The sequence below is a fragment of the Acidovorax sp. NPDC077693 genome (genome assembly GCF_044542805.1).
Classification (GTDB): Bacteria; Pseudomonadota; Gammaproteobacteria; order Burkholderiales; family Burkholderiaceae_C; genus Acidovorax.
Map to the genome: position 1 here is coordinate 291,850 of NZ_JBITVD010000002.1, position 25,526 is coordinate 317,375.

At 64.3% G+C, this 25,526-nt stretch carries 22 protein-coding genes and 1 pseudogene; 11 read left to right on the forward strand and 12 right to left on the reverse strand.

The window, feature by feature from the left end:
• Nucleotides 1-8: 8 nt before the first annotated feature.
• Genes ACIGHN_RS03480 through ACIGHN_RS03495 form a run of 4 tightly spaced genes read right to left on the reverse strand, consistent with a single transcriptional unit; the run spans nucleotide 9 to nucleotide 5,171 of the window.
• Nucleotides 9-1,091 carry a hypothetical protein gene (locus ACIGHN_RS03480; protein WP_156371914.1) on the reverse strand — a complete coding sequence of 361 codons (1,083 nt, stop codon included), beginning with the start codon at nucleotides 1,089-1,091 and terminating at the stop codon, nucleotides 9-11.
• Nucleotide 1,092: 1 nt separating this feature from the next.
• On the reverse strand, nucleotides 1,093-2,199 hold the full coding sequence (locus ACIGHN_RS03485) for a DUF2169 domain-containing protein (RefSeq protein ID WP_162241050.1): 1,107 nt from the start codon (nucleotides 2,197-2,199) through the stop codon (nucleotides 1,093-1,095).
• Nucleotides 2,200-2,215: 16 nt separating this feature from the next.
• Nucleotides 2,216-2,824 (reverse strand): DUF6484 domain-containing protein, encoded by a 609-nt coding sequence (locus ACIGHN_RS03490; RefSeq protein WP_396503275.1) that lies wholly within the window; start codon nucleotides 2,822-2,824, stop codon nucleotides 2,216-2,218.
• The gene (locus ACIGHN_RS03495) at nucleotides 2,814-5,171 is read right to left on the reverse strand and encodes a type VI secretion system Vgr family protein (protein ID WP_396503276.1); all 2,358 of its coding nucleotides are present in this window, start codon (nucleotides 5,169-5,171) and stop codon (nucleotides 2,814-2,816) included. The genes ACIGHN_RS03490 and ACIGHN_RS03495 overlap by 11 nt, the downstream gene beginning before the upstream one ends.
• A 272-nt stretch (nucleotides 5,172-5,443) precedes the next feature.
• Here ACIGHN_RS03495 and ACIGHN_RS03500 point away from each other — a divergent pair, with 272 nt between their 5' ends.
• From ACIGHN_RS03500 to ACIGHN_RS03510, 3 genes are read left to right on the forward strand one after another with little or no spacing between them, the layout of a single operon-like run.
• On the forward strand, nucleotides 5,444-6,574 hold the full coding sequence (locus ACIGHN_RS03500; RefSeq protein WP_082516727.1) for an AP2/ERF family transcription factor: 1,131 nt from the start codon (nucleotides 5,444-5,446) through the stop codon (nucleotides 6,572-6,574).
• 29 nt (nucleotides 6,575-6,603) lie between these two features.
• Complete coding sequence (locus ACIGHN_RS03505) at nucleotides 6,604-7,323, forward strand: hypothetical protein (protein ID WP_396503277.1); 720 nt, start codon at nucleotides 6,604-6,606, stop codon at nucleotides 7,321-7,323.
• The gene (locus tag ACIGHN_RS03510) at nucleotides 7,320-7,907 is read left to right on the forward strand and encodes a hypothetical protein (RefSeq protein WP_396503278.1); all 588 of its coding nucleotides are present in this window, start codon (nucleotides 7,320-7,322) and stop codon (nucleotides 7,905-7,907) included. The genes ACIGHN_RS03505 and ACIGHN_RS03510 overlap by 4 nt, the downstream gene beginning before the upstream one ends.
• Nucleotides 7,908-8,127: 220 nt before the next feature.
• Here ACIGHN_RS03510 and solA read toward each other — a convergent pair whose 3' ends face one another.
• The 6 genes from solA to ACIGHN_RS03540 form a co-directional block, all read right to left on the reverse strand.
• On the reverse strand, nucleotides 8,128-9,357 hold the full coding sequence (gene solA, locus ACIGHN_RS03515) for an N-methyl-L-tryptophan oxidase (RefSeq protein WP_396503279.1): 1,230 nt from the start codon (nucleotides 9,355-9,357) through the stop codon (nucleotides 8,128-8,130).
• Nucleotides 9,354-10,700 (reverse strand): LLM class flavin-dependent oxidoreductase, encoded by a 1,347-nt coding sequence (locus ACIGHN_RS03520; protein WP_396503280.1) that lies wholly within the window; start codon nucleotides 10,698-10,700, stop codon nucleotides 9,354-9,356. Before ACIGHN_RS03520 ends, solA begins: the two co-directional genes overlap by 4 nt.
• Nucleotides 10,701-10,780: 80 nt before the next feature.
• On the reverse strand, nucleotides 10,781-11,653 hold the full coding sequence (locus tag ACIGHN_RS03525) for an ABC transporter permease (RefSeq protein ID WP_396503281.1): 873 nt from the start codon (nucleotides 11,651-11,653) through the stop codon (nucleotides 10,781-10,783).
• Nucleotides 11,650-12,543: an ABC transporter ATP-binding protein gene (locus ACIGHN_RS03530; RefSeq protein ID WP_396503282.1), complete on the reverse strand. Its 894-nt coding sequence runs from the start codon at nucleotides 12,541-12,543 to the stop codon at nucleotides 11,650-11,652. Before ACIGHN_RS03530 ends, ACIGHN_RS03525 begins: the two co-directional genes overlap by 4 nt.
• Before the next feature lie 2 nt (nucleotides 12,544-12,545).
• Nucleotides 12,546-13,556, reverse strand: a complete 1,011-nt coding sequence (locus ACIGHN_RS03535) for an ABC transporter substrate-binding protein (RefSeq protein WP_396503283.1) — start codon at nucleotides 13,554-13,556, stop codon at nucleotides 12,546-12,548.
• 30 nt (nucleotides 13,557-13,586) lie between these two features.
• A complete protein-coding gene (locus ACIGHN_RS03540; protein ID WP_396503284.1) occupies nucleotides 13,587-14,474 on the reverse strand; it encodes a TauD/TfdA dioxygenase family protein in 888 nt (295 codons plus the stop codon).
• Between the two features lie 357 nt (nucleotides 14,475-14,831).
• On the opposite strand from ACIGHN_RS03540, the gene ACIGHN_RS03545 reads away from it, so the two are divergent.
• The 7 genes and pseudogenes from ACIGHN_RS03545 to ACIGHN_RS03575 all read left to right on the forward strand — a co-directional run bounded on the left by ACIGHN_RS03545 (nucleotide 14,832) and on the right by ACIGHN_RS03575 (nucleotide 20,611).
• The gene (locus tag ACIGHN_RS03545; protein ID WP_396503285.1) at nucleotides 14,832-15,671 is read left to right on the forward strand and encodes an ABC transporter substrate-binding protein; all 840 of its coding nucleotides are present in this window, start codon (nucleotides 14,832-14,834) and stop codon (nucleotides 15,669-15,671) included.
• Between the two features lie 99 nt (nucleotides 15,672-15,770).
• Complete coding sequence (locus ACIGHN_RS03550; RefSeq protein ID WP_396503286.1) at nucleotides 15,771-16,466, forward strand: amino acid ABC transporter permease; 696 nt, start codon at nucleotides 15,771-15,773, stop codon at nucleotides 16,464-16,466.
• Nucleotides 16,467-16,482: 16 nt separating this feature from the next.
• Complete coding sequence (locus ACIGHN_RS03555) at nucleotides 16,483-17,214, forward strand: amino acid ABC transporter permease (protein WP_396503287.1); 732 nt, start codon at nucleotides 16,483-16,485, stop codon at nucleotides 17,212-17,214.
• Nucleotides 17,211-17,936, forward strand: a pseudogene (locus ACIGHN_RS03560) (amino acid ABC transporter ATP-binding protein); the annotation flags it as partial. The gene ACIGHN_RS03555 and the pseudogene ACIGHN_RS03560, both read left to right, overlap by 4 nt.
• 174 nt (nucleotides 17,937-18,110) lie before the next feature.
• On the forward strand, nucleotides 18,111-18,425 hold the full coding sequence (locus ACIGHN_RS03565) for an HU family DNA-binding protein (protein WP_369817143.1): 315 nt from the start codon (nucleotides 18,111-18,113) through the stop codon (nucleotides 18,423-18,425).
• Nucleotides 18,426-18,617: 192 nt separating this feature from the next.
• Nucleotides 18,618-19,610, forward strand: a complete 993-nt coding sequence (locus ACIGHN_RS03570) for a Bug family tripartite tricarboxylate transporter substrate binding protein (RefSeq protein WP_396503288.1) — start codon at nucleotides 18,618-18,620, stop codon at nucleotides 19,608-19,610.
• A 236-nt stretch (nucleotides 19,611-19,846) separates the two neighbouring features.
• Nucleotides 19,847-20,611 carry an SDR family oxidoreductase gene (locus tag ACIGHN_RS03575; protein ID WP_396503289.1) on the forward strand — a complete coding sequence of 255 codons (765 nt, stop codon included), beginning with the start codon at nucleotides 19,847-19,849 and terminating at the stop codon, nucleotides 20,609-20,611.
• Nucleotides 20,612-20,645: 34 nt separating this feature from the next.
• Here the strand turns inward: ACIGHN_RS03575 and ACIGHN_RS03580 are convergent, their stop codons facing one another.
• On the reverse strand, nucleotides 20,646-22,379 hold the full coding sequence (locus ACIGHN_RS03580; protein ID WP_396503290.1) for a hypothetical protein: 1,734 nt from the start codon (nucleotides 22,377-22,379) through the stop codon (nucleotides 20,646-20,648).
• A 229-nt stretch (nucleotides 22,380-22,608) separates the two neighbouring features.
• Here ACIGHN_RS03580 and ACIGHN_RS03585 point away from each other — a divergent pair, with 229 nt between their 5' ends.
• Nucleotides 22,609-23,097, forward strand: coding sequence for a hemerythrin domain-containing protein (locus ACIGHN_RS03585; RefSeq protein ID WP_056417371.1), 489 nt, complete (start codon nucleotides 22,609-22,611; stop codon nucleotides 23,095-23,097).
• A gap of 183 nt (nucleotides 23,098-23,280) precedes the next feature.
• Here the strand turns inward: ACIGHN_RS03585 and ACIGHN_RS03590 are convergent, their stop codons facing one another.
• On the reverse strand, nucleotides 23,281-25,398 hold the full coding sequence (locus ACIGHN_RS03590) for a putative bifunctional diguanylate cyclase/phosphodiesterase (protein ID WP_396503291.1): 2,118 nt from the start codon (nucleotides 25,396-25,398) through the stop codon (nucleotides 23,281-23,283).
• Between the last annotated feature and the right edge of the window lie 128 nt (nucleotides 25,399-25,526).

Sequence of the window (25,526 nt, forward strand, 5' to 3'; positions counted from 1 at the left end):
GAACTCTTTCAAAGTGCAGGTATGGACCTGTCGCGCGGCGCTTGCTGGTGACGAACCACAACGGCACTTCGAAGCCCATCGTCGTTCGCTAGATGGATGACTCCGCAATCGCCTGGCCCATCGGGCCTTGGCAGCAGGTGCTGCAGCCAAGCGAGCATGAGTGCGCCTGTAGCTGCACCGACTTCGCCTGCACAGTCAGCAGTGGTGTACACCATGGGGGTAGTGCCGCCGTCCACTGCCACGCGCGTAAATGCGTTGGCAGCTTCGCCAGCAAAAAAACCTTCCCCGTTCTGATCGCTCATGCGAAATGCCAAGTCGTTGCAGTCGATGTCGGCTTGGTCGAAGGCTGTTCGCAATGCGCGGCTCAGGCCTTGAGCACGGCTGGGCACGCTCCCGTCGGGACGGCCAGGCTCTTCGCCACGGCCCCAGCCCACGATGTGCAGTCCTGGCACGTCGGGAGGAGCCAATTCGAGTAGCACGGCGGCCGCCGCTTCTCCCGGAATGAACCCGTCGCGATTGCCGGGCACCAACAATCGATCTGCCCGCAGATAGTGGTTGACGGTTTCAGCATTCAAGAAGCTGTCAATGCCAAGCACGAGAACCTGCTTGCAAACTCCTTCGCTCAACAGTTCGTGTGCTTTGTCCAAAACCGGTGCCAAACCTGCACGGCCCGTTCGCACGATTTCAGAATTCGAATGCAGCTGCGCAGATGGAATGCTCGATAGAGTTAGCTGTTGGAGATGGCTCAGATCTATCGCACAACGATCATTTTCTGCAGTCAAAACAATGGTCAAAAGTCGTGTGTCTTGCAGCACCACGCCTTGGCTCAGACAGTCATCGATAGCGTGAGCCATCCAGCGCACAAGACGTGCTGTCCCCCAAGTTTCGTTGTCGGGCAGCCTCGCTACGCGTATTGCCTCGCCGTTGGAGGTAACAAATTCGCCCTCCTGAAAATGGTCCATGCCTGCACGCATGGCGCATGAGGCGGCCTTTGCGGTGTAACCGACTGAACAGCAGAGACCCACCGACGCAACGCGCAAAGTCTTATCGGTGGCGCCGTTTTGCAGGGTCGCCATCCATGAGCTTTTCATTTCAAGTCACCTGCCTTGCTGGTTGCCCGCAATTCGTGCAGTCGCTTTCATCCAGACCCAGAGATCGCGCTCTCCACCACTGTTCATCCAGCGGGCCCACCGCGATGGTGTTGAATTCCTGGATACGACGACGGATCGGCACGCTGGCTCTCCACACCACGCTAAAACGTGCCGCTTCCGTCTCGAAGAAAAGGGTGTCGACGTGAACAGTTGGCATCTCAACGCTGTAGTCTTTGCGCAAGATACGCACTTGTAGCTGGTTAAGTGGCGGAAGCTTGAAGCGAATGTGGGGCTGTTTGGGATTCATGTGCACGAGCTGTACTTGCTCCCCGCCTTGCAAATAGGCCACACGTTGATCGGCCGGTGCGCTCTGATGAAATCGATCGTCAAAGTCTTCAGGCAAAAACGGAAATACATCACGACGCCATGTCGCGTCGTACGTACCAGCGTACTGGCTGCGCTCTGGGACGTTGGCGCTGATGGCGTTCAGTCCAATAGGAAAATGTGCTCCGTCAGGTTGCCTTACCGGATCTTCGAATGCCTCCAAACATGGCATAGGTTGGTTTGCCATCTCGCCAATGGTGTGGGATCCAGCCCAACCAAGTCCCACGGGATTGGCATCGAAAGCTTCTGTCAAAGTGTCTCCACTTTTGACATACGTGCGGGTGGCACCGAACCCCAAACCCAGATGAAGAGGCATGCTTACAAACGGCTCGGGCGGGGATGGCTCGTAGCTCAGGAGTGACCGCTTCCAAGTGCGGTGGCCCCACACTTTGACCTGCTTTTGCCACGCGCCCACCTGTGCCTGCACGGCCAGCGCAATCATTGGCTGTCCGTCGGGACTGTGGGCGCAAGCATCAAAAAGAATGTCGCATTGCGGCTTGTAGCGCACCAAGTCAGCAGCGTGGCGCACTGCCGATGCACCCGGTTCACCGTAATGTTCGTCTGCATGCGCCAAAGGGCCTGCTGGAATGGGCCTTGGCCTTTGACCCGGTTCTGGCAAGGTCCATGTTCCCTTGGTGACCACCACCAAATGCTCTTGGCCCCGCACATCCAAAGCGGGAAAGACTTCAGTGCGTAGCAACTGATTTCCCTGAACGATATCCATGTCTGCCAACCCCTGGTCAGTTGATCTGCACTGAACCACCGCGTATGCGGTTGCTGGCGCTAGCATGTGTGGTCACATAGGTGCCGCGTATCTGAATGCTCCCGTCTTCACAGAGGAGAATGACCGCTTCGCCGCAGCGCAACTCCAATTCGCTTTGGGCTTGTACCACCACTCTATGACCGTTGTGCGTTATCTGCACCCCAGCTGCATCGAACTGTCCGGCCTGTGTTTGATACTGCTGTGCCGGAGTGCCGTGCATCATCAAACCCAACACGATTGGCCGGTATGCATCGGCTCCTTCAAAACCCAAGGCCACAGCGTGCCCCACATGGTGCGCTTCAAGTTGCACCATGCTGACAGCGGCCACTGCCTGTAGTTGCAAGCTGGGGATGTCTACGAGAATCTCGCGCGTCTGTGGGTCAACGCCGCTCAAGTAACCAATGGCAATGCCCTCAGCCCTCAAAGAAGTAGCTGCCGCCTTTGAGCGGTCAGGCGAGGCTGTCTGTTGGTGCAAAAGTGCCTGAAACGCGGCATCCGGAGAGCCCGATTTCGTAGAACTCCCGAGGTCGTCGGAAAGCGGCGCTATCGAAGCGTTGCCGGCGGGCTTGGGGCTACTAGTTTTCAAGGATCTTCGCTCCCTTCATGGTGATATTTCCATCGGCGGTGATCACTTGCTCACCTGTCATGGTCACGGTCAAGTCGTGCCCGTTGAGCGTGACAGTTCCATCCTTTTTCATGACGAAGGTGCTGGCTCCAACGCTCAAGGTGATGGAGTCTGCATCCATGAAAATGTTGGAGCCACCACCACCACCGCCTTCTCCACTCCCAGCCGCACCACCCGAAGGCGCTACGATGTTCTTGGGGCCCCCGGCTCCTGCTGCGCCGCCGGCTGCAGTTCCGCCCGAGCCCCCACCGCCCCCGCCAACCGTGAGTGCGTACTTGGTGCCTACGGTGGTGGTCTTGTCGCTGCCCACCTTGGTGCTCTGGTCCTTGCCTACCAGGGTGGCCATCACCGCGCCAACGTTCAGGTTGTAGACAACGCCCACGTTTTCCATGCGCCCCACACCGACGTTCTGCATGTAGGCGATGCCGACGGTTTCGGTCTTGAACTTACCCACCTTGATGGACCAGTTGCTGCCGATCTTGTCCTTCTCGTTCTTGCCCACCGTTTTGGTGCGGTTGATGCCGATCTTGAAGGTCTGGTTGTCGCCGATGTCCACGGTCTCGTTGTGGTCCACCCGCTCCTTGCGGTTGCTGTGGATGGTGATGGTCTCGTCGCCATCGACCTCTTCCGTGCGCCAGCCGTGCACCGTAATGCCCTCGTTGCGGTCCACCGTCTCGGTGCGGTCCCGGTGGATGGTGTTGGTCTCGTCTCGGTCGATGGTCTTGCGCCGGTCGTTGCCCACCCATTTTTCTTCATCGTTCTCGACTTCGGTCAGCTGGTCTTTTTGCGCGTGCAGCCACAGTTGCTCTTGCCCGGCCTTGTCTTCAAAGCGCAGGGCGTTGGCATCGCCTGGACCGTTCTTCATCCCGGCGCCCGCAGCACCGCCTTTGCTTGAGCGGGTCTTTATGCCCGATTGGGTCTGGTTGGCCGGCAGCGACCACGGGGGCATGTTGTCGGCGTTGTAGACCACGCCCACGATGATGGGCCGGTCCGGGTTGGCGTCGATGTGGTCCACCAACACTTCCATGCGGATGCGCGGTATGGCGATAGCACCAAAGTTCGAACCTGCCCAACTGCTGGAAAACCGCATCCAGCAGCTGGAGTTTTCGTCCATGGCACCGATGCGGTCCCAGTGGAACTGCACTTTGACGCGGCCGTACTTGTCGCAATAGATCTCTTCCCCAGGCGGGCCGACCACCCAGGCAGTCTGCAAGCCCTGTGTGCGCGGCTTCGGCGTAATACGCGCGGGCCTGAACGCCCGCGTGGTGGGCAATGCCTCGAGGGCAAACCGCTGTGTGGAGCCCACACTTGCGTCGCTCACCTGTACGTTCTCTGTGAAGTGGTAAGTGACCGATATCAGCAAGTGCTGCACGTTCTGGTCTTCGCGCGGGTAGTTGCGCAGCGTCATGAAGCAGCCTGTGGCGCCCACCAGGTTTCTGGCGTTGCCCTGGCCTGCTACACGCTCGTGCGCGGCGATGTGCTCTTCGACGCGGACCTTGGCGTAGTGCTCCCCTTGGTCGTACTCCGTAAACTGCCCCGGAAACTCATAGGTCTCGAATCCGTCGTTGGCATGGCCCGGCGGCATTTTGCGCGTATTGGTCAGATCGGCGCGGGGCTTCTTGAAGTCGAAATCGTCTGTCGCCACCTTGCCCGAGCGCAACCCCTGCGTGAAGTCCCAGTCATCCAGGTTCTCTTCTCGGGCGACCGCGGCCTTCTCAGGCGGATAGAACGGCAGTCCGCCCCCGGCCATGGGTTCGTGCGAGCTGATGGTGTCATCGCAGAACACCAATGTGTGGCTGCCGCTGGAATGTTTGAAGTGAAAGTAGATACCCAGGTCTTCTGCCAAGCGGCACACCAGGTTGCAGTCGCTCTCTGAGTATTGAACCAGGTACTCGACGGATGGATAGGCCTTGGTCAGCCGGAACTCCATGGGCTCGCCGTATTTGCCCAGCACATCACGAATGATGTCCGGCACGGTCATGTTCTGAAAGATTTTGAAATCCGTCTTGCGCGTGGCCAGCCACAGCCAGGGACGCATCTCCAGAAAGTAGCTGTACTTGGAGGCGTCCTGCCCCCGCATGCCAAACCGGCTGATCACGCCATTGAGATACCGCTTACCGCCGCCGTCTGTCTCCACCTCGACCGTTGCCGACTTACCGAGTAGCGCCTTGGGGTCCACGGTTTTGGACTCGCTGATCACCTGCACATTGAAGGTAAAGAGCCTGCTGAGTTCTTCCGTGCCATGGAGTTGGCGCAGTTGCAGCGTATCGCCCAGCGGGGTGTTGATCTTGGTGCGGCGTTGGCTCATGGAAAGCGAAAGGTCGATGGTGTGGGTATAGGTACAACGCGCGCGTCGATACCAAGGGGCCGGGCGATGCTAGCAGCGGGAGATGAAGTAACTTGTTGCGAGATTGCATGCATTGAGCCAATTTTTTGCAACTGATCGCAACAGTACCGCGCCACATCGTGGAAGACATATTGCAGGCCTCATTCTTTTTGTATGCTCCTGCGCCACGACAATTCCAAGTCGCGTGAGGAGCCGGCTCCTTATGCGGTACGTCTTTTTTCCGATGCGCTGCTGTGAAAAATTCAAAGCTGTCTCAGAAGCCTATTGATCGGCAGAATCTGCTGCGAAAGATGCCGTCAACAGGCTCGCCGCGCTTTTATGGGATTTACCGTCAGGTATCACGCGCAGGTGGGGTGTCGTGGCGGGTATGCCTCAGCCGTAGAGGGCGCTCGTTTGCAAGGACTTTTTCCGTCAAGCGCTATGGAAGCGACGAGGCGGCCATCCACGCAGCACTGGCATACCGTAACAAGGTGGTCAGTGAGCACGCAATGGTGAGCAAGCGGGAGAACCACGTCATTTTGCGGGCCAACTGCCACTCCGGCATTCCTGGCGTTCGCTTGAGCAAAACCAGCGCGTCGGAGCGGTGGATCGCCAGCATTCGGTTGAGCGAGGGGGGTTCTACCTCCGCGTCGTTTTGCGTCAAGAAGTATGGCTTTGAACAGGCTTTTGAATTGGCGGTGCAAGCGCGCAAACAGATGCTCGCGCTCGTAGTGGACCAAAAAACTTTTCGCGCGCCATGCGACCCGGTGTTGGCGCTTGCGCCGCAGTGTCTCGTGACCGACGTGGTGGTGCCTTTGACATCTGGCTCGGTCACGGCAGTATCGCGGCCGAGCAACGACGTCCAGGGGGTCTTCCGTTTCATCTATCGAAGGCGGCGCCCCGATGGCACTTTGCTGGAAAGCCCGATGTGGGGCGCTGAATACCGATGGCCGGACAAGGGGATCACAAGGCGCACCTACTCAGTCACAAGATTTGGGGAAGATGTCTCCAGACAGATGGCGGTAGACCAGCGTGCCGTATGGGACCAACATCCCCCCGACAAGCCCTTGAAAGGTGCGACGAGAAAAGGACGCCGAGCCAGCCGTAAACCGATTTGCAGTATGCATCGCAAACTCCAGCGATCACGATCCGATGGACGAAGTTTGGCTTACTGGCAAGTGACCTATCGCTTCCCAGGCGATGGGCATCAGCGTACCGCTACATTCAGCGTGACGCGCTACGGCGAGGACGGAGCACGCACACTTGCGGATGCGCAGTGCCAAGAGTGGCTGCGCGAGCCACCAGCCAAGCGCGTTGCACAAACAGGCACCACAGCGGCTGATAGGCTGCCCCGTGCGCCTAGGTCACGAACTGTCAAACACTGATGTGGCGTCTTGCCGTTGAGTAAAAATCCATGACCGAATTTGTACGCCCAGGCCCGTTGGGCACCAATGAGCACGACAGCAATGGCGAGTTCTCCAAAATCCGCCTGCACGAACCATCGCACAGCTTCATTGGCAAGGGGCACACTCCAACTCCTTTAGGAACGCACTCGACTGACGCGGAATCGCGACGCTCTTCGCAGCGCTACCCCGCACCGGCGCGCAGCATGCCTTCAGATTCGAGCCACGGCAACAAGTCCCAGCAGAAATCTGCCCCAGGGGTATCAGCGTCAACCAGTTCGTCTGCAGTTGGCGACAAGCCCCATTGGGGCAACGAGCAGAGTCTCAAGCGCATCGCTGATACGGATGAACACGTGAGGACTTGGCTTCGCGCTGCTCTGTCCAATGCCGGCGAGTACCAGACCCCAGGTCTCTGGCTGGCTGCGCGACGCGAAGAGGGCCTTGACCGCTATGACAACAACTTGGCCGCCGCTGAACGCTTCGCCATGGCGGCAGAGGGATTCTGGAATGTTTTCCCGGGCTCGCAGACGATGGCTATCGCGGGCAAGAAGCTGCTGCAGCAAGCGCGCATGAATGTTCCGGGAGCCGAAGCGTTGCTCGGCAAAGCAGGTTCCAGCAATCCCGATTTCACCGAAAGATGGGGCCAACTTGGTAACTCTTACCACCAACTTGGTATGACTCCACAGGCCGCTTGCGAGGCAGCCATGACGCACAAGTTCTCACGCAAATGACAAGGGACGTCGCCGAGGCAGCGCACAGCAAACCCAAGAGCGCTTCTCACTTGCGCGCTTTCTGGCTACCTGCAGGGTGTTTGTTGGCTGCCGCAGTATGGGTTGACTTGATTTTGCAGGCACCTTTGGCTGGGCTGGCAGTTTCTTTTCTTGCACTGCTTTGGACCGCGGCAGCGGTCGTGTCAGGACTTTTGAAGCGCCACAGCGTCTTTGCCATATTGCGAAGCCATCAAGTATCGGTCAGTCTGATCGGGACGTACTTTGCCAGCGTGGCCTGCGGCCTCATCGTCAGCCATCTGGTGTTCAGCCAAGCGCAAGGGCTGCGTGAGCAGATCCGACAAAGCCGCAAGTCGGGCACCGATGTTGACACTGCGGCCCTACAAAATGTCTACGATTCGTTTTGTACTTCACGGTGGAATGGACGTTGTGGCTGGATGAACTATCGAATTCTTTACAACACCGATGGCGCATCAGATCAAGGACCTGGAGCTTCCGGGGTGTTGGTTGTTTTCCAGTTCTTCACTGAGAGAGTCGCGATTTCGGTTGAAACGGGACGGATCGTGCTGCGCCGTAGCATCGATTGAGGGTGGGGTGCGAGAACGTGGGACCATATTCACGCATGCGCATGCGCATGCGCGTGCGCTTACCTGTGTTGCTCAGGCCCAGGCTGCTTTGCTTCAACACCTTATTGTCTCGGCCTCCAGCCTCCGTAGGCACATTACGCAGGGATTCGTGCAGAAGATCCTTTGACGGTCTGCAGGCAACCGTAGTCCTCGGCAACGCTCCGCGCTGGGTGAGTAACACTCAGGCTCCCGCCGGCGCAAACCGCCCTGCCGACAAGGTCGAGAGGTCCGCCCATTCCGGCAGCCCCAGCACCCGCAGTGCCAGCACCTCGCCAATGGCGGCCGAGTGCTTGAAGCCGTGCCCTGAGCACGGCGACGCCACATGCACGCCCGGCCATCCCGGCAGGCGGTCGATGACGAAGCCGTGGTCGGGGGAGACGGTGTAGAGGCACACATGGGCCTGCGAGAACTTCGCCTCGGGCGCATGGAGCCGCGGCTGCACGTAGCGCCGCAGCATCTCCTCTACCTCGCCAGGGGCGACCGTGCGGTCCACCGCCTGGGGCGTGGTGGTGGCTTGGTACTGGGCGGTGGCAATCTTCAAGGCGGGAGCACCGGGCCCCACGGCCGGAAAGCCGTAGAACGCAGGGCCGTCCTCATCCCCCTGCGCCCAGATGAACACCGGAAACCGCGCGGGCGAGAACGCATCGGTATCGGCACCGACGTCGAACCAGAACATCACCTGGCGGTAGACGCTCAACTGCCCGGCCAGCGGCGCGCTGTGCAGCGCCCCGCCCGCCTGCACCAGCTGAGGCAGCCATGCGCCCGCGGCCAGCACCACCTGGTCCGCGCGGTAGGTGCCGCGCGTGGTGGTGACCACCGTTGCATCACCCAGCGGCGTAAGGGATAGCAACGTCTCGTGGGTGTGCACCTCGGCGCCGTGCGCCTGCGCCACCTGCAGCTGGGCGCCGATGGCCACCTCGGGGCGGACGAAACCTGCATCGCGCTCCCAGTAGGCGAACTCGTCGCCGCGCAGCTTGAACTGCGGGTAGCGGCGCCGCAGGTCGGCCGTGTCCAGCACATCGTGCGCGATGCCGTGGCGCTGTGCAATCTCGATGGTCTGGCGCACGAAGTCATCGGGCTTGCCCGCGCGGGGGGCCGCGCCGTCGCGCGGGCCCAGCACCAGGCCATGGGTGCGGGTGTAGATGGACTGGCCCGTGGCGGCCTCCAGCTCGGCCCAGATCTCGTGCGAGCGCCGCACCAGGGGCACGTACTGCTCGCCCTCGCCCACGGCCAGGCGGGTAATGCGGGTCTGCCCATGCGACGACCCCTGGGTGTGCGGCGGTGAGAACTGGTCCAGGCCCAGCACGCGCCCCCCGCGCCGCGCCAGCTGGTACAGCGTGGCAGCGCCCACGGCCCCCAGGCCCACGACGATGGCGTCGTAGTGGGGGATATCGTGGCCGTGGGCACTCATGCCGTGCCCCGCCGCACCGGGTGCGCGGGCCGCGCCAGGCCCAGGTGCTCGCGCAAGGTCGTGCCTGCATAGTCCTTGCGGAACAGGCCGCGGCGCTGCAGCTCGGGCACCACCAGCTCGGCAAAGTCCTTGAGGCCATGCGGCAGCGTGGGCGCCAGCACGTTGAAGCCGTCGGCCGCGCCGGTGGTGAACCAGTGCTCCAGCTGGTCGGCGATGGTCTCGGGCGTGCCCACCAGCGTCCAGTGGCCCCGCGCGCCGGCCACTTTTTCGTACAGCTGGCGAATGCTCAGCCCCTCGTCGCGCGCCATCTTGGCGAACAGTTCCTGGCGGCTCTGCCAGCCCTGGGTGACCGGCAGGTCTTGCGGAAAGGGCCCATCGACCGGGTAGGCGGACAGGTCCGCGTTGCCCAGAAAGGTGGACAGCAGCCCGACGCCCAGCACCGGGTCGATGAGGCCTTGCAGCTGGTCGAACTTGTCCTGGGCCTCCTGCTGCGTGCGCCCCACGAAGGGCGAGATGCCGGGCAGGATCTTGAGCTGGTCCGGCGTGCGGCCGTACGCCGCCAGACGCCCCTTGAGCGACTGGTAGAACGCGCGCGCAGCCTCGGGCGTCTGCTGCGCGGTGAAGACCACCTCGGCCGCCGACGCCGCCAGGTCCTGCCCGTCGCTGGACGAACCGGCCTGCACCAACACCGGGTAGCCCTGCGGCGAGCGCGGCGTCTGCAGGCCACCATGCACCTTGAAGTGCTCGCCATCGAACGCCACGCGGTGCAGGCGCTCGGGGTCGAAGAATTGGTTGGCCGCCTTGTCGTGAATGAAGGCATCGTCCTCCCACGTGTCCCACAGGCCTTTGACGATCTGCACGTATTCGTGCGCTCGGGCGTACCGGTGCGCATGGTCGAGCTGCTTGTCCAGGCCAAAGCTGCGCGCCTCGAAGTCGCTGCCCGAGGTGACCAGGTTCCAGCCCGCGCGCCCGCCGCTGATCTGGTCGAGCGTGGCGTACTTGCGCGCCAGGTGGTAGGGCGGCAGGTAGGTGGTGGACACGGTGGCGACCAGGCCGATGCGCTCCGTGGCCTGCGACAGGGCCGACAGCGCCAGCAGCGGCTCCATCGGGTACCACAACGCGTTCTTGGCGACCACCGCATCGGGCGGGCCCGGCAGGCCCACATTGTCGGCAAAGAAGATGGCGTCGAACTTGGCGGCTTCGGCAATCTGCGCCCATGCACGCAGCTGCGCGATGGAGCTGGCCGCACCGGGGTTCACGTCCGGGTGGCGCCAGGCGGCCAGGTGGTGCCCCACGCCGAAGAAGAAGGCGCCCAGGTGCATGGTGGGAGAAGGTGTCGGCATGGAAGAAGGCTTTGCGCCTGTCGAGAATGAATGAGGGGGCTACACGCCCCGCGTGGGGCACCGGTACGCTACGGACGCGCTCAGCGCTGCTGTCCCCACTTGCGCACGGTCAGCCGCTCCAGCGTGGCAAAGCCCAGGCTCTCCACCAGCAGCCCGATGAGCACCACCATGACCAGCCCCGCGAACACGCGGTCGGTGTAGAGCTCGTTGCGGTTCTGGAAGATGTACCAGCCCAGGCCGCCCTTGCCCGACGATGCGCCGAACACCAGCTCGGCCGCGATCAGCGTGCGCCAGGCAAAGGCCCAGCCGATCTTCAGGCCGGACAGGATGGCCGGCAGCGCTGCGGGTATGAGGATCTGCAGCACATACGGAATGCCCCGCAGGCCATAGTTGCGGCCGGCCATGCGCAGGGTCTCTGGCACACCCTGAAAGCCCGCATAGGTATTGAGCGCCAGCGGCCACAGCACCGAATGGATGAGCACGAACACCAGGCTGCCCCGCCCCAGGCCAAACCACAGCAGCGCCAGCGGCAGCAGCGCAATGGCGGGCAAGGGGTTGAACATGGACGTGAGCGTGCCCAGCAGGTCACGGCCCAGCCGGGTGGACACCGCCAGGGTGGTGAGCGCGAACGCCAGCACCACGCCCGCCACATAGCCCTGCACCAGCACGAACAGCGACAGGCGCACCTTCTCGATCAGCTCGCCACTCCAGAGGCCTTCGACGAGCGCCTTCATCGTGGCGCTGAACGTGGGCAGCAGCAGATCGTTGTTCTGCCAGCGCGCGGCCACCTCCCACACGGCAGCGAGCACCGCCAGGATCACCGCCTTGCGCAGCCACTCCTGGCCCCAGATGCGGTCTGACAGTGGAAGGGCGCGCTCCACCGGCACGTCGCGAAACGGCTCCAGGGTGCGCTCGTATTCGGGCCGCACGGGCGGGTGCAAAAGTGGGCTCATGGCTTCGCATGCCCTTCGTTGTCTTTTTCTTCTTCGAACAGCAGGTGGTGAATGCGCTGCGCCGTGGCCTGGAAGTCGGCGCCGCCCAGGCTGCCCAGGTGGTAGTTGTGGCTGTTGATCTCGGCGCGCATGCGGCCCGGATGCGGCGACAGCAGCGCGATGCGGTTGCCGACCACCAGGGCTTCTTCGATGGAGTGCGTGACGAACAGCAGCGTGAAACGCACCTCGTCCCACAGCGCGAGCAGCTCTTCCTGCATCTTGCGGCGCGTGAGCGCATCCAGCGCGGCGAAGGGTTCGTCCATCAGCAAGATGCGTGGCTGCATGGCCAGCGCCCGGGCAATGGCCACGCGCTGCTTCATGCCGCCCGACAGCTGGTGCGGGTGCACATCGGCAAACTTTTCTAGCCCTACCTTGGCCAGGTAGTGCAGGGCCCGCTCGGCGGCTTCTTTCTTGCCCACCGTGCGCGACGCGAGCAGCGGGAACATCACGTTCTGCTTCACGGTCTTCCAGGGCGGCAGCTGGTCGAACTCCTGGAACACCACGATGCGGTCCGGCCCGGGCGCGCTCACCCGCTGCCCACCCAGCCGGATCTCGCCTTCGATGGGTGCGATGAAGCCTCCCACCGCCTTGAGCAGCGTGGACTTGCCGCAGCCCGAGGGGCCGAGCAGCACGAAACGGTCGGCCGCATGCACGTCGAAGCTGACTTGGTGCGTGGCGCGCACCACGCGTTCGGTGGTGCGGTATTCCAGGCTGACGCCATCGACCTGCAGCAGCGCGCCAGGCGCCGCCTGCACTGCGGCGGCAGGCGCCGGCGCGGCGTGCGGTGCATCCACTGCGGCTTCAGCCAGAAAGCCCTGCCGCAGCGCAAGGTCAGGCGCCAGCACGGGCATGGTCAGTTCCCCGCCGCGTTGTGCGCGTCTGCAAAGAAATAGTCCTTGGCAGAGGCAGGCTTGTTCTTGATGGCGCCCACACGGTGCATGAACTCGGCGAGCGCGTAGGTGTTCTGCGGCGTGATCTTGAACTGGACTTCGGGGTTCTTGATGATCTTGAGCAGCAGGTCGCGGTCGGTCTTGGCGTTGCTGACCTTGAGGTAGATGTCGGCCGCCTTCTCCGGGTTGGCGGTGACGAACTGCGAGGCCTCGTTCAGCGCATCGATGAAGGCCTTGTAGGTCTTTGGGTTCTCGGTGCGGAATTTGTCGGTGGCGTACAGCACGGTGGCCGACGAGGGGCCGCCCAGCACATCATAGGACTTGAGCACGATGCGCGCCTGCGGGTTGCCCGCCAGCTCCTGCTCCTGGAACGGCGGGTTGCCGAAGTGCGCCGAAATCTCGGTGCCGCCCTTGATGATGGCTGCGGCTGCGTCGGGGTGCGGCACGGCCACGCTGATCTTGTCGAGCTTGTTGAATTCCTTGTCGCCCCAGAGCTTGGCCGATGCCAGCTGCAGCACGCGCGACTGTACCGACACGCCCACGGCCGGCAGTGCGATGCGGTCCTTGTCGGTGAAGTCCGCAATGGTCTTCACGTTCGGGTTGTTGGTGACCAGGTAGTACGGGAAGTTGCCCAGCGACGCCACGCCCTTTACGTCTTGCCGGCCCTTGGTGCGGTCCCAGATGGTGAGCAGCGGCCCCACGCCGGCGCCGGCGATCTCGATGTTGCCCGACAGCAGCGCATCGTTGACGGCGGAGCCGCCCGAGAGCTGCACCCATTCCACCTTGGCATCCACACCGGCGGCCTTGGCGTGTTTTTCGATCAGCTTTTGCTCTTGCGCCACGTTGAGCAGCAGGTAGACGATGCCGAACTGCTGGGCAATGCGGATCTGGCCCTCTGCATGGGCGGCAAGGCTGCCGAAGGCAAGGCCCAGGCCGGTGGCGATGGCAGCGGCTTTGCGTGTGAAGTTCTTCATGGGTTTGTGTTTCTCTCTGGAGGATGGTGGTCAGAACGGTGCATCGCCCTGAATCGTGGTGCGGTAGAGCTTGCGGCGCAGGTGGTCGGGCGTGCCGGCGGCCAGGTGCATCAGCGAGCGGTTGTCCCAGAAGACGAGGTCGTGCGGCTGCCAGTGGTGGCGGTAGATGAACTCGGGCTTGACGCTGTGCGCGAACAGTTCGGCCAGCAGCGCATCGCTCTCTGCCTGCGGCAGGCCGACGATGCGCGTGGTGAAGTGCTCGCTGACGAACAGCGCCTTGCGGCCGGTCTCGGGATGCGTGCGCACCACGGGCTGCACGGCGGGCGAGACTTGGTCGATCTGCGCCTGTGAGAGCTTCGGGCGCCAGGGGTTCTTGGCGCGCAGGTCTTCGTATTTGGCCAGGTAGCTGTGCTCGGCCTTGAGCGGCAGGATGCGCTGCTGCAGTTCGGGGCTGAGCGCTTCCCAGGCCAGGTGCTGGTCGGCGAACAGCGTGTCGCCGCCCTCGCTGGGCAGCTCCTGTGCGTGTAGCAAGGACCCCAGGCTGGGATGCGGCTTGTACGAAATGTCGGAGTGCCAGTACACGCCCGCATCGCCCAGGCCGATGGGCTCGCCGTTGTCCTTGATGTTGGAGACGATGAGGATCTCGGGCTGCCCCTTCAGTTGGAACTGGTGCAGCACATGGATCTCCAGCGGGCCGAAACGTCGGCTGAAATCCACATGGGCTGCAGGCGACACCTGCTGGTCGCGGAACACCAGCACATGGTGGTCCAGGTGCGCCTGGTGGATGCGGGCGAACTCGCTGTCGCTGAGGGGCCGCGAGATATCGAGGCCCACGACTTCAGCGCCCACGGGCGCATCGAAGGGCCGTATCTCGAAGTTCTGTACGGGGGCAGGAGAACGGGTGGCAGTGGCAGTCATTGGGGGCTCTCGCGCTCAGTTCGCAGGGGCTGGTGCATGGGAGCTGCCGACTGTAGGGATGCTTTGTTCCACACGGAACGAATGATTTGTTGCTTGTTTATGAAATAAACATCCAAAGGAATCGCGTCACGGTGGATGTGCAGCCGGGCAAAAGCTGCGCACTCGCTCGCAAGGTAACGCAGCCGCGCCGCTGCATGCCGCTCATTGAACGGATTTGGATATGCGCTTTCCTTCGTTGGCCGGGTCGGGGCGCGCGCCTATCGTCGCGGCTCTCGCTGGCGCTGCGCCTTGTCCGCCTGCAAGGGCATTTGTGCAGGCCAGCGCCCTATCCACCAGACATCCTTCACTCATCACACCATGCGACTGAAATTCTCATCCCTCACCGGTTTCATTGCGGCCACCGCGCTGGCGCTCGTGGGCATTGCCGCCAAGGCCGACCAACTGGACGACATCAAGAAGAAGGGTGAGATCGTCTTCGGCGTTCTGGGCACCGACGAGCCCAACAGCTTCGTGGACCCCAAGACCCGCGGCTTCATCGGCTACGAGATCGACATCGCCACCGCGGTGGCCAAGAAGCTGGGCGTCAAACCCGTGTTCAAGCAGTTGGCCGTGGCCGCTCGCATCCCCGAGCTGCAGCAGGGCCATGTGGACGTGCTGGCCGCATCCCTCACGCACAACAAGGAGCGCGAGGCGCAGATCGACTTCGGCCTGACCCACTTCGTCACCGGCTCCAAGGTGCTGGTCAAGAAGAGCAGCGGCATCCAGAACGTGGCCGACCTGGCGGGCAAGAAGGTGCTGACGGTGAAGGGCGGCACGCAAGAGCCCAACCTGCTGCGCGCCGTGCCGACCGCCGAGGTCGTGACCTTCGAGAACACCCAGCAGGCCTTCCAGGCGCTGCAGCAGGGCAAGGGCATTGCCTACGTCAATGACGAGTCGTCGCTGTACAACGACGTGGCCAAGCTGGGCGCCAAGGGCGGCGACTACCTGATCCTTCCGCAGAACCTGAACGTCGAGCCGCTGGCCCTGGGCATCCGCAAGGGTGAACCCGCGCTGAAGAAGGCCATCGACGACACGCTGCGCGGCCTTGAAGCCTCGGGCGACGCCGAGAAGCTGTACGAAAAGTGGTGGGGCGCCCAGAGCAAGCTCAAGTTCGCCAAGCGCACCTTCCGCTTCGAATCGGACAAGGTGGACGGCTGAGCGCTGCACGCTGGTCCCCTGATCGCTGATCGCTGAGCGCTGAAGGCCCAAAGGACGGCCTGCCTTTTCACACAGAGGCAGGCCGCCGCTTTTTGTTGTATGCCCACTTTCGATTTTTCGCTGCTGCTCGCGGGCCCCTACCACGCCATGCTCTGGGCAGGCCTGCGCCTGTCGCTGACCCTGCTGGCCGTCACGCTGCCGCTGGCCCTGCTGCTGGGCCTGCTGGTGGCCGTGCTGCGCCTGGCGCCGCTGGCGCCTTTGCGCTGGACCGGCTTTCTGTTCGTGGAGTCGCAGCGCAACATCCCGCTGCTCGCGCACATGCTGTTCTGGTACTTCGGTGCGCCCGAACTCCTTCCGGAGTCCGCCAGAGAATGGCTCTACCAGCACAACATCGAGGCCATCGCGGCCGTGGTGTCGCTCAGCCTGTATGCCGGGGCCTTCATGGCCGAGGACATCCGCAGCGGCATCCGGTCCGTGCCCACGGTGCAGCTGGAGGCCGCCCGTGCGCTGGGCCTGGGGTTCGTCGCCGCCATGCGGCTCGTGGTGCTGCCGCAGGCCGTGCGCACCAGCGTGCCGCCGCTGGTGTCGCAAACCCTCAACCTGTGGAAGGACACCAGCATCGCCACCGTGATCGGCACGGCCGAGCTCATGTACCAGGCCGCCAAGGTCGAGAGCGCGACCTTCAAGAGCTTCGAAGCGTTCACCTTCGCCACGGTCAGCTACCTCGGCGTCTCGCTGGCCATCACCTCCTTGGCGGCGTGGTACCAGCACCGGTACCCGCCACGCGCGGCATGACAGGAGGCACGCCACCATGAGTTTTCTCGAGATGCTCGATGCCTACTGGCTCTTCTTCCTCATCGGCCAGTACCCCGACGGGCCGCTGGGCGGCCTGGCGCTGACGCTGCTCCTGGCGTCGTGCGCCCTGCTGCTGGCCATCCCCGCAGGCCTGCTGCTCGGCCTGGCCCGGGTCAGCCCCTGGGCCTGGCTGCGATGGCCCGTGAGCGCGCTGGTGTTCGTGGTGCGCGGCACGCCGCTGTTGATGGTGATCTTCTGGGCCTACTTCTTCCTGCCCAGCATCACCGGGCACAAGACCGGCCAGTTCACCACCATGCTGATCGCGCTGGTGGTGTTCGACGCCGCCTACCTGGCGGAGATCGTGCGCGCCGGCATCCGCGGCCTGCCCCGGGGGCAGATGGAATGCGCGCGCTCCCTGGGCCTGCCGTACCTGGCGTCCATGCGCCTGGTGGTGCTGCCCCAGGCACTGCGCAACATGCTGCCGTCTCTGGTCAACCAGTTCGTCTCCACCATCAAGGCCACGTCGCTGGGCTACATCATCGGCTTGGCCGAGGTGTCGTTCATCGCCTCGCAGATCAACACGCTCGTGTTCACGCTGCCCACGCAGGTCTACCTGGTGCTGGGGTTCACCTATTTCGTGCTGTGTTTCGGCCTGACGCGCTTCGCGGTCTGGCTGGAGCAACGGCTTGCGCTGCGCCCTGCGCGCCCAATGCCTCTCCACGCCCCCGCCGCGGGGGCCGCACCATGATCACCTTCGACAACGTCAACAAGTGGTATGGCGACTACCACGCGCTTGCAGACATCACCGAGACCGTCGCCGCCGGCGAAGTCGTGGTCGTGTGCGGGCCGTCGGGCTCGGGCAAGTCCACGCTGATCCGCACCATCAACCGGCTGGAGCCCATCGACAAAGGCCGCATCACCGTCGACGGGCAGGACATCCACGCCCCCAAGCTGAACCTGAATGTGCTGCGCGCAGGCATCGGCTTCGTCTTCCAGCAGTTCAACCTGTTCCCGCACCTGACCGCGCTGGACAACTGCACGCTGGCACCGCTGCATCTTCGCAAGGGGTCGCCAGACCAGGCCCGCCAGCGCGCGCTGGCCCTGCTGGACCGCGTGGGCCTGGCGCACAAGGCCGACGCCCACGCCGCCGAGCTGTCGGGCGGCCAGCAGCAGCGGGTGGCCATTGCCCGCGCGCTCACCATGGAGCCCCGCATCATGCTGTTCGACGAGCCCACGAGCGCGCTCGACCCCGAGATGGTGGGCGAGGTGCTGTCGGTGATGCGCGACCTGGCGCGCGACGGCATGACCATGGTGTGCGTCACGCACGAAATGGGCTTTGCGCGCGAGGTGGCCGACCGCATCTGGTTCATGGACGCGGGGCGCGTGCTGGAGCGCGCCAGCCCCCAGGCGTTCTTCGACAGCCCGCAGCACCCGCGCGCGCGGCAGTTTCTGTCGGACATCCGGGCGCCGCTGCCTGACTCGGCCACCTTACGCCGCCGCCTGATGCCGCCGCCTGACCCTTGGCCGGACGCAGGCGTTGTGAAAAAATAGACGTCCAGCGTCGCCGACTTTGCATATGCGCAGAACAAGTGCGCCCGGCGGGCAGCGCTTGCGCTATAAATAGCGCACCTCATCCATCTTTGTGTGAAAGCATCCATGAACCGCGCAGAACTCGTTGATATCCTGGCTTCCAAGAATGATCTGTCCAAGGTTGCGGCCAACGCCGTGCTGGAGACGCTGATCGAGACCGTGCAGACGGCCGTCAAGAAGGGCGACACCGTCCAGCTGGTGGGCTTTGGCACCTTCAAGTCCGCCAAGCGGGCCGCCCGCACAGGCAAGAACCCCTCCACGGGCGCCGCCCTGAAGATCCCTGCCACTACCGTGCCCAAGTTCGTCGCTGGTGCCAAGTTCAAGGCCGCCGTCGATCCCAAGGCCGCCAAGCGCAAGGCGGCCAAGTAAGCAGGCCCCGCCGCTTCGGCACAACCGCCTCAGGCTTCGGCCTCGGGCGGTTTTTTCTTTGCGCGGCCAGGGTGGGCGGCGCCGCCCATATGGCGCTTTGCAGCTAAGCATGTGACAAATCGGTCGTTCTCCTGAGAGCAGCAGGGCCAGACAATCGCGCCTCCACCGCTCCTGTCCACGACCGCCATCACCATGCACGCCGCCGCAGCCCCTTTCAAGTCCCTCGTCGTGTTGTGGCTCGCCGCGTGGGCAAGCTGTGCCGCGCTGGCGCAGCCAGCGCCCGCCACGCCCTTCCCCACCAAGACGGTGCGCGTCACCGTGCACAACTCGCCCGGCAGTGCGCCCGACGTGCTGGCGCGCTACCTGTCCCAGCGCCTGTCCGAGCAATGGAAGCACGCGGTGGTGGTGGACAACCGCGGCGCCGCCGGCGGCATCGTGGCGGCCGATGCGCTGGCCAAGGCACCGGCGGACGGCCACACCCTGCTGGTGGGTGGTGACGGCCCCATCACCATCCTGCTCAACCTGCAGAGCAACCTGCCCTACAACGCGCAGCGCGACCTGGTGCCGGTGGTCTCGCTCGGCCATGTGGACTTCGTGCTGGTGGCCCACCCCAAGACGGGGTTTCGCAGCCTGGGCGACTTCGTGCGCGCCGCCAAAGCCCAGCCGGGCCGCTACAGCTACGCCTCGGCCGGCAACGGCAGCGCCCTGCAGTTCAGCATGGAGATGCTCAAGCAGCAGGCCGGCTTCTTCGCCACGCACATCCCCTACCGCGGCGGCCCCATGGGCCTGCAGGACGTGATTGCCGGCCAGGTCGAAGTGATGTTCATCGCCCTGGGCCCCGCACTGCCGCACATCCGCAGCGGCAGGCTGACGCCACTGGGCACCACCGGCGACAAGCGCAACGCCCTGCTGCCGGACGTGCCCGCCATTGCGGAGACCTATGCGGGCTACGGCTCAGGCACTTGGTTTGGCCTTTTTGCGCCTGCCAACACACCGCAGCCGGTGCTGGACACCATTGCCGCGGACGTGGGGCGCATCGTGCAGACCCCCGCGGCGCGCGCTGAATTGGCCGCCCAGGGTATCGACGCCACGGGCTACCCGCAGCAGCAGTTCCAGCGCCAGGTGACCGCAGAGTACGTGCGGTACGGCCAGATCGTGAAGACCGCCGGCATCAAGATCGAATGAGTCGGGCCGCGGCGGTGGAGCCACCGCCCAAGCACCGGCACTTCATCGCCAACACCAGCCCGCCGCGCCTGCGCAGCGCGCGCAGGTGCATCCTGCGGGAGTGCGTGCCCTTCAGATGGCAAACCCGTGCCGCTGCTGAAGGCGAGACCCGATCACGCACAATGACGGCTCACCAGCCGCCGGCCCGCCCTGCACATTCCGGGGTCCGCCGAGCACGCCATCAAGGAGCATTCCACATGAAGCAGCAGAGAGTCGCCGTCGTCACGGGCGCAGGTTCCGGAGTCGGCAAGGCCGTGGCGCTCGCCCTGGCGAGCGATGGGTACAGCGTGGTCCTTGCCGGGCGGCGCAGCGCGTTGCTCGATGAGGTGGCGGCACAGGCCCAGGCTCTGTCCGGCGCGGACGAGCGGATGCTGTGCGTGCCCACCGATGTGGCCGACCCTGCGGCCGTGGAGCAGCTCTTCGCGCAAACGGTGGCCCGATTCGGCCGCGTGGATCTGCTGTTCAACAACGCCGGACGCGGCAACCCGCCGGGGTCGTTTCTCGACTGGACGCCACAGCAGTGGCGCGATGTGGTGGACGTGAACCTGAACGGCATGTTCTATTGCCTGCAGCAGGCCTTTCGCGTCATGCGCGACCAGGCCCCGCAGGGGGGCAGGGTCATCAACAACGGATCGATCTCTGCCCACACGCCCCGGCCCAACTCGGCCGCCTACACCTCCACCAAGCACGCCGTCATGGGCCTGACCAAGACAGCGTCGCTCGACGGTCGCCAGTACAACATCGCGGTGGGCCAGATCGATATCGGCAACGCCATGACGGACCTGGCGTCGCGCATGGCCAAGGGCGTTCCGCAGGCCAACGGCGACATCGCGGTGGAGCCACTGATGGATGTGGACATCGTCGCCCAGTCCGTGCTGTACATGGCCAACCTGCCGCTCGAAGCGAACGTGCTGTTCCACACGGTGATGGCCACCAAGATGCCTTTCGTCGGCCGCGGCTGACCTGACGCGCTGCAGTGCCGCTCGCCTGGGCGCGTCAGGCGCCGGAGACCTGCAGCACCAGGGTGTGCAAGGCGTCGAGCGTGTCCTGCCGATCGCGTTCGGACGCTTCCTGGTCGCGCTGCTGGCGCTTCAGCTCCTTGATCAGGGGCAGCAGGTCCTTGTAGCTCGACTGCTGGCCTGGCGTGGTCTGGCTGCCCACCACCTGGTTGTTTTCGACCTTGAGGCTGTGCAGCGATTGCGATGCCTGGTGGGTCAGCGTGGCTCGCGTGGGCTCGTCATCGTCATAGGCCAGCCGCATCTCGGTGGTGCTGCTGTCCTCCACCGTGTTGTAGTAGTAGTTCTGCGACGCGGCGGTGGAGTTGAACTTGGGCGCGGCCGAGCTCAACAGCGACTGGTGGTATGCGGCCGAGAGCTTGGACGTTTGCGTCTGTGTGACGGCGCGGGTGCCGCGCGAGGTTCCGGCAATGTCGGTGGACTGGTTCAGCGTGTACTGAAATTGATCCCGCTCCTGGGTGCGCCGCGGGTTGGTGGCGCGCGTGGTGGCCGCGATGCTGGCATGAAAGTCTGCCAACCCCGTCATGAGGCTCTGGTCCTCGGCACTGAACGCTTGCGCATCGCTGCGCAGCGGCAGCGCGCCCGGACTGATGCCCAGGCGGCTGCTGTCACGGCCCTCGCTGGGGTAGCTCGCGTGCATGGCAGAGAAGGTGGACTTGAACAGCTCCACCAGGCCAGGGTTGGCCCGGCCACGCTCTGCGGCCTGATCGATGCGGCCCAGGTACTGCGCCACCGCCCTGTCCTTCTGGGCAGCACTGCCCCACTGCGCAGGCTGCCGGAGGTCGGTGTTCATCGCCACCACGCCTTCGCGCGTCTTGACCTCGACCTCGCGGCGGCTGGCATCGAGCCGCAGGTCGGCGCCCAGTTCCAGCACCCGCTTGCCTTCGTTGTCGAAGCCGTAGCGCTCGAACTTGAGCTCCACGCGCCCGAGCGCCTTGCTGTCGAACTGGAGCAGTTTTTCCAGGTCGAGCCGCGGCTCGTCGCCTGCCAGGCCCTGCACGGCTGCGTCGAACCCTGCCGCCAGGGCCTTGAGCGCATCGCGCTCCTGCGCGGTGAGTTCACCGTCCACTTCGATGGAGACCGACATCCCGGACCCGGTGGGGCTGTATTCCTTCTGGTCCGTGATGGACAAACGCACTTTCGCGCCCGAGGCGGTCTCGATGGACAGCTCCGCACTGGCGCTGGGCCTGCTTTGGAAGGCCCACAGCGCATCGGCGGCCTTGCGCTGGATCTGGCCGGGCGAGTAGGCCGCACCGATGTTCATGATGGTCTGGCGGTACCCTGCCCCCGTGCTGGCCACCTGTTCCAGCAATGCGCTCCCCACACCCGCCAGCCGCCTTTGCTGCGTCGTTCCACTGGCGTTGCGGCCCATGATCTCGGCCAGCGCATCATCGGGCGCCTGTTCCCAGACCTGCATCTGACCGCCGCGGGTCTGTACGTTCAGGAGTGCTTCATAGGTGGCTTGCGCCGTCTCCAGGCTGCCCGGCATCTGCGTGACATGCAGGAAGCGCTGATCGCCCCCCGCCGTGCTGGCGGTGTAGGCAGCCGTTGCGCTGCCCGGCGTGTACGACGTGACGGGCACGGACCGGGCGGAGGCATCGGGCCCGCCGGCGGCAGGCGACGGGGACGCCACCGACACCGACGGCGCGGCCATGGAGCTGCGCACAGGCACGGGCACGGCCGCAGAGGGAGTGGCAAGGCCTACAGTGCTCATCTTCGATGCTTCTCCTCCGCTGTTATCTGAGGGTTATCGGCAGATGGCGCGACAACTGAAGCGTAGATCGCAAGGTGGCGACTGGCATCGCCTGCCATGCAGGCGCGCCTGCAGCGGTGCGCATCCGGGGTGATGACGGAAAGCAAGGGTGTGCGCCTACAAAAGCGCCTGCGCCGCATCCTGAACATGGGTGTTGCATATCCATATCAACCCCACAGGAGTTTTCCCCATGCCTACCAGCCAACGCCAGAAAGACGTGTGCGATCTGCTTGATGCCGACCACAAGGCCGTCAAGAAGATGTTCAAGGATTTCGATGCACTGACCGAATCCAAGGCGCGCAGCGCCGCCCAGTCGCGCCTGGACCTCGCGCGCCAGATTTGCATGGAGCTGACGGTACATGCCCAGGTGGAAGAAGAAATCTTCTACCCCGCAGTGCGCAATGCCATCAAGGAAACCGACCTGATCGCCGAAGCGGAAGTGGAGCACCAGACCGCCAAGGACTTGATTGCCCAGATCGAAGCGGCCGAGACGGCGGACGAAGAGTTCAACGCCAAGGTGAAGGTGCTGGGTGAATACATCGACCACCATGTGAAGGAAGAGCGCAACGAGATGTTCCCGAAAGCCCGCGCGGCCAAGAAGCTGGACCTGGTGGCGATGCGCGACGAGGTCGAGGCCCGCAAGCAGGAGCTGATGGACGAACACCTCGCCGCGGCTTGAAGATGAGCCTCAAGAAGAGCAGCTGCGCAGCTGCACGGCACTGAGGACCACAGCCCAGAAGCCCAACACTCCGCATATGCGGGCTGTTGGGCTTTTTGTTTTCTTCTGCGGTGAAGATGGGCCATTGCAGCCAGGCGGTACTGGCCGATGCCTGCGCCAGACCGGAACTCACCGCGCCCGCTTTCACGCCCTTTGCGCCATCACTTGCGGGGTATGCAGATGGAACGCCTCTGAAAACTCGTAGGCAGACACCGGTCGGCTGAAAAGGTAGCCCTGCCCCTCCTCACAGCCGATGCGTTGCAGATAGTCGCGCTGCGCGGCGGTCTCGATGCCTTCTGCCACCGTCTCCAGGTTGAAGCTGCGGGCCATGTCCTGGACGGCGCGCACCACTGCAGTGTCACGCGCAGACTCCGGCGTGTTCTGCACGAATGACCGGTCGATCTTCAGGCGGCTCAGCGGGTACTTCTTGAGCAGGCTCAGCGATGCGTACCCGGTGCCGAAGTCGTCGAACGCAATGCCCACCCCCATATCGCGAAGCTGGTGCAGCACCCCCAGCACCAAGTCGTCATCGTCCAGCACGATGTTCTCGGTGATCTCGAGCTCCAGGGCCTGCGGCGGCACACCATGTCTTTGCAGCGCAGCGGCCACCTCCGCCACCATGTCGTTCACCCTGAACTGGGCGCTGAACAGATTCACCCCCATGCGAAAGTCGCTGGCACCGCTGCGGCGCCAGCGTGCCGCTTGCGCGCACGCCTCGTCCAGCACCCAGAAGCCCACCACCGCGGCCAGCGGGCCGCTCTCGAGCGCGGGCAGAAAGGCCGCTGGCGACAACAGGCCCCGCTGCGGATGTTGCCAACGGATCAGCGCCTCCGCGCCGCGCAGCGCACCGTCGCTCAGCCTGATCTGCGGCTGGTAGAACAACACGAACTCGCCCTCGCTGACGGCGCGGTGCAGCTCGATGCTGTAGAGCCTGCGGGCCGCGGCCTCCATGCGCAGGTCCGCCACGTACGCGAACACCTGTCCGCGCCCGTGGCTCTTGGCTTTGAACAGCGCGAGGTCCGCATTGCTGAACAGCTCCAGCGCCTCGTGCGCGTCGTGGGGCGACGTGGCCAGGCCGCAGCCCGCCGTGATGAGAATCTCCTGCCCGTTCACACTGACCGGGTCGGCCAGGCTCTCGACCATGTTTCGGGCGACCGCGGTCGACTCCGCGCGGCTGGTGCACCCGGGAATGAGCACCGCAAATTCATCCCCACCGGTGCGCGCCACCGTGGCCAGGGAAGGGGCGCACTCGACCAGCCGGCGGGCGGCCTCGCGCAGGACGGCATCGCCCACCGCAGGCCCCAGCGCGTCGTTCACCTCCTTGAAGCCATCGATATCGATGATCAGCAGGCAGGCCCCCGCAGGCCCGGCCATCGCTTCTTCCATGCGCCGATACAGGCTCGCGCGGTTGGCCAGTGCTGTGAGCAGGTCGGTGGTGGCCAGCCTGCGAAGCTCGGCAGAATGCGCGTGGCTGTCCGACAGGTCGTGCAGATGCGCATGGAAGGTGAGCTTGCCCTGGTCGGTCCAACAAAAAAGCGCCAGCCCCAGAGGAAACTCCGAGCCGTCCTGGCGCACGCCGCGCAAGCCGTCGGGCACCACCAAGCCATCGGCCGTCCCGGCGGCGGCAGCCTGGGCGACGAGCTGCGCCACGGCGTCGCGGTGGCGCTCCGCCATGAAGCTTGGCACCATCCGGCCCGGGCCGTCTGCCGCCGTGTACCCGAAGATGGCCGCGGCGGCCCTGTTCCAGGCCATGATCCGCAGGCCCTCGTCAAACCACACCACCGCCGTGGGCGAGGTGCGGGCATCTGCGCCGAAGGGCTGGCGCGCCCGCTCCGTGGAGTGCTCCAGCCTGCGCAGTTCGAGACGGTCGCAGGCCATCTGGGCCAGGTCCGACAGACGCGCGCGGTCATCGTCCGAGAAATCGAAATGCGGCACGCTGTCGAGCACACACAGCGCACCGAGCGGCAAACCAGCCGGCGAGTACAGCGGCACGCCGGCGTAAAACCGGACGCCCGAAAAGCCGGTGACCAGCGGGTTGTCGTAGAAGCGCGCATCGCGGGTCGCGTCCGGCACGACCAGCACCTCGTTCTTGGCGATGGCATGCGCGCAAAACGACACGTCTCGCCGCATGTCCACCCGCTGCCCCTCGAAACCCGTGCTGGCGGCAAAGAACACATGGTCGTCGCCCACGAGGTTCACGGCGGCCACCGGCATGCCGAACACCCTGGCGGCGATCTGCACCACGGAATCGAGGCTCGGCAAGGGGCGGTCGCTGTGAAGCCCGTAATCGGAAAGCGCCTGAAGACGTGCGGCTTCTGACTCCAGAACAGGGGGGCACTTCACTACGCTTCCTCCAAGTGGGGTGTTGCCATGGTCGCGCGGGTCCCCAC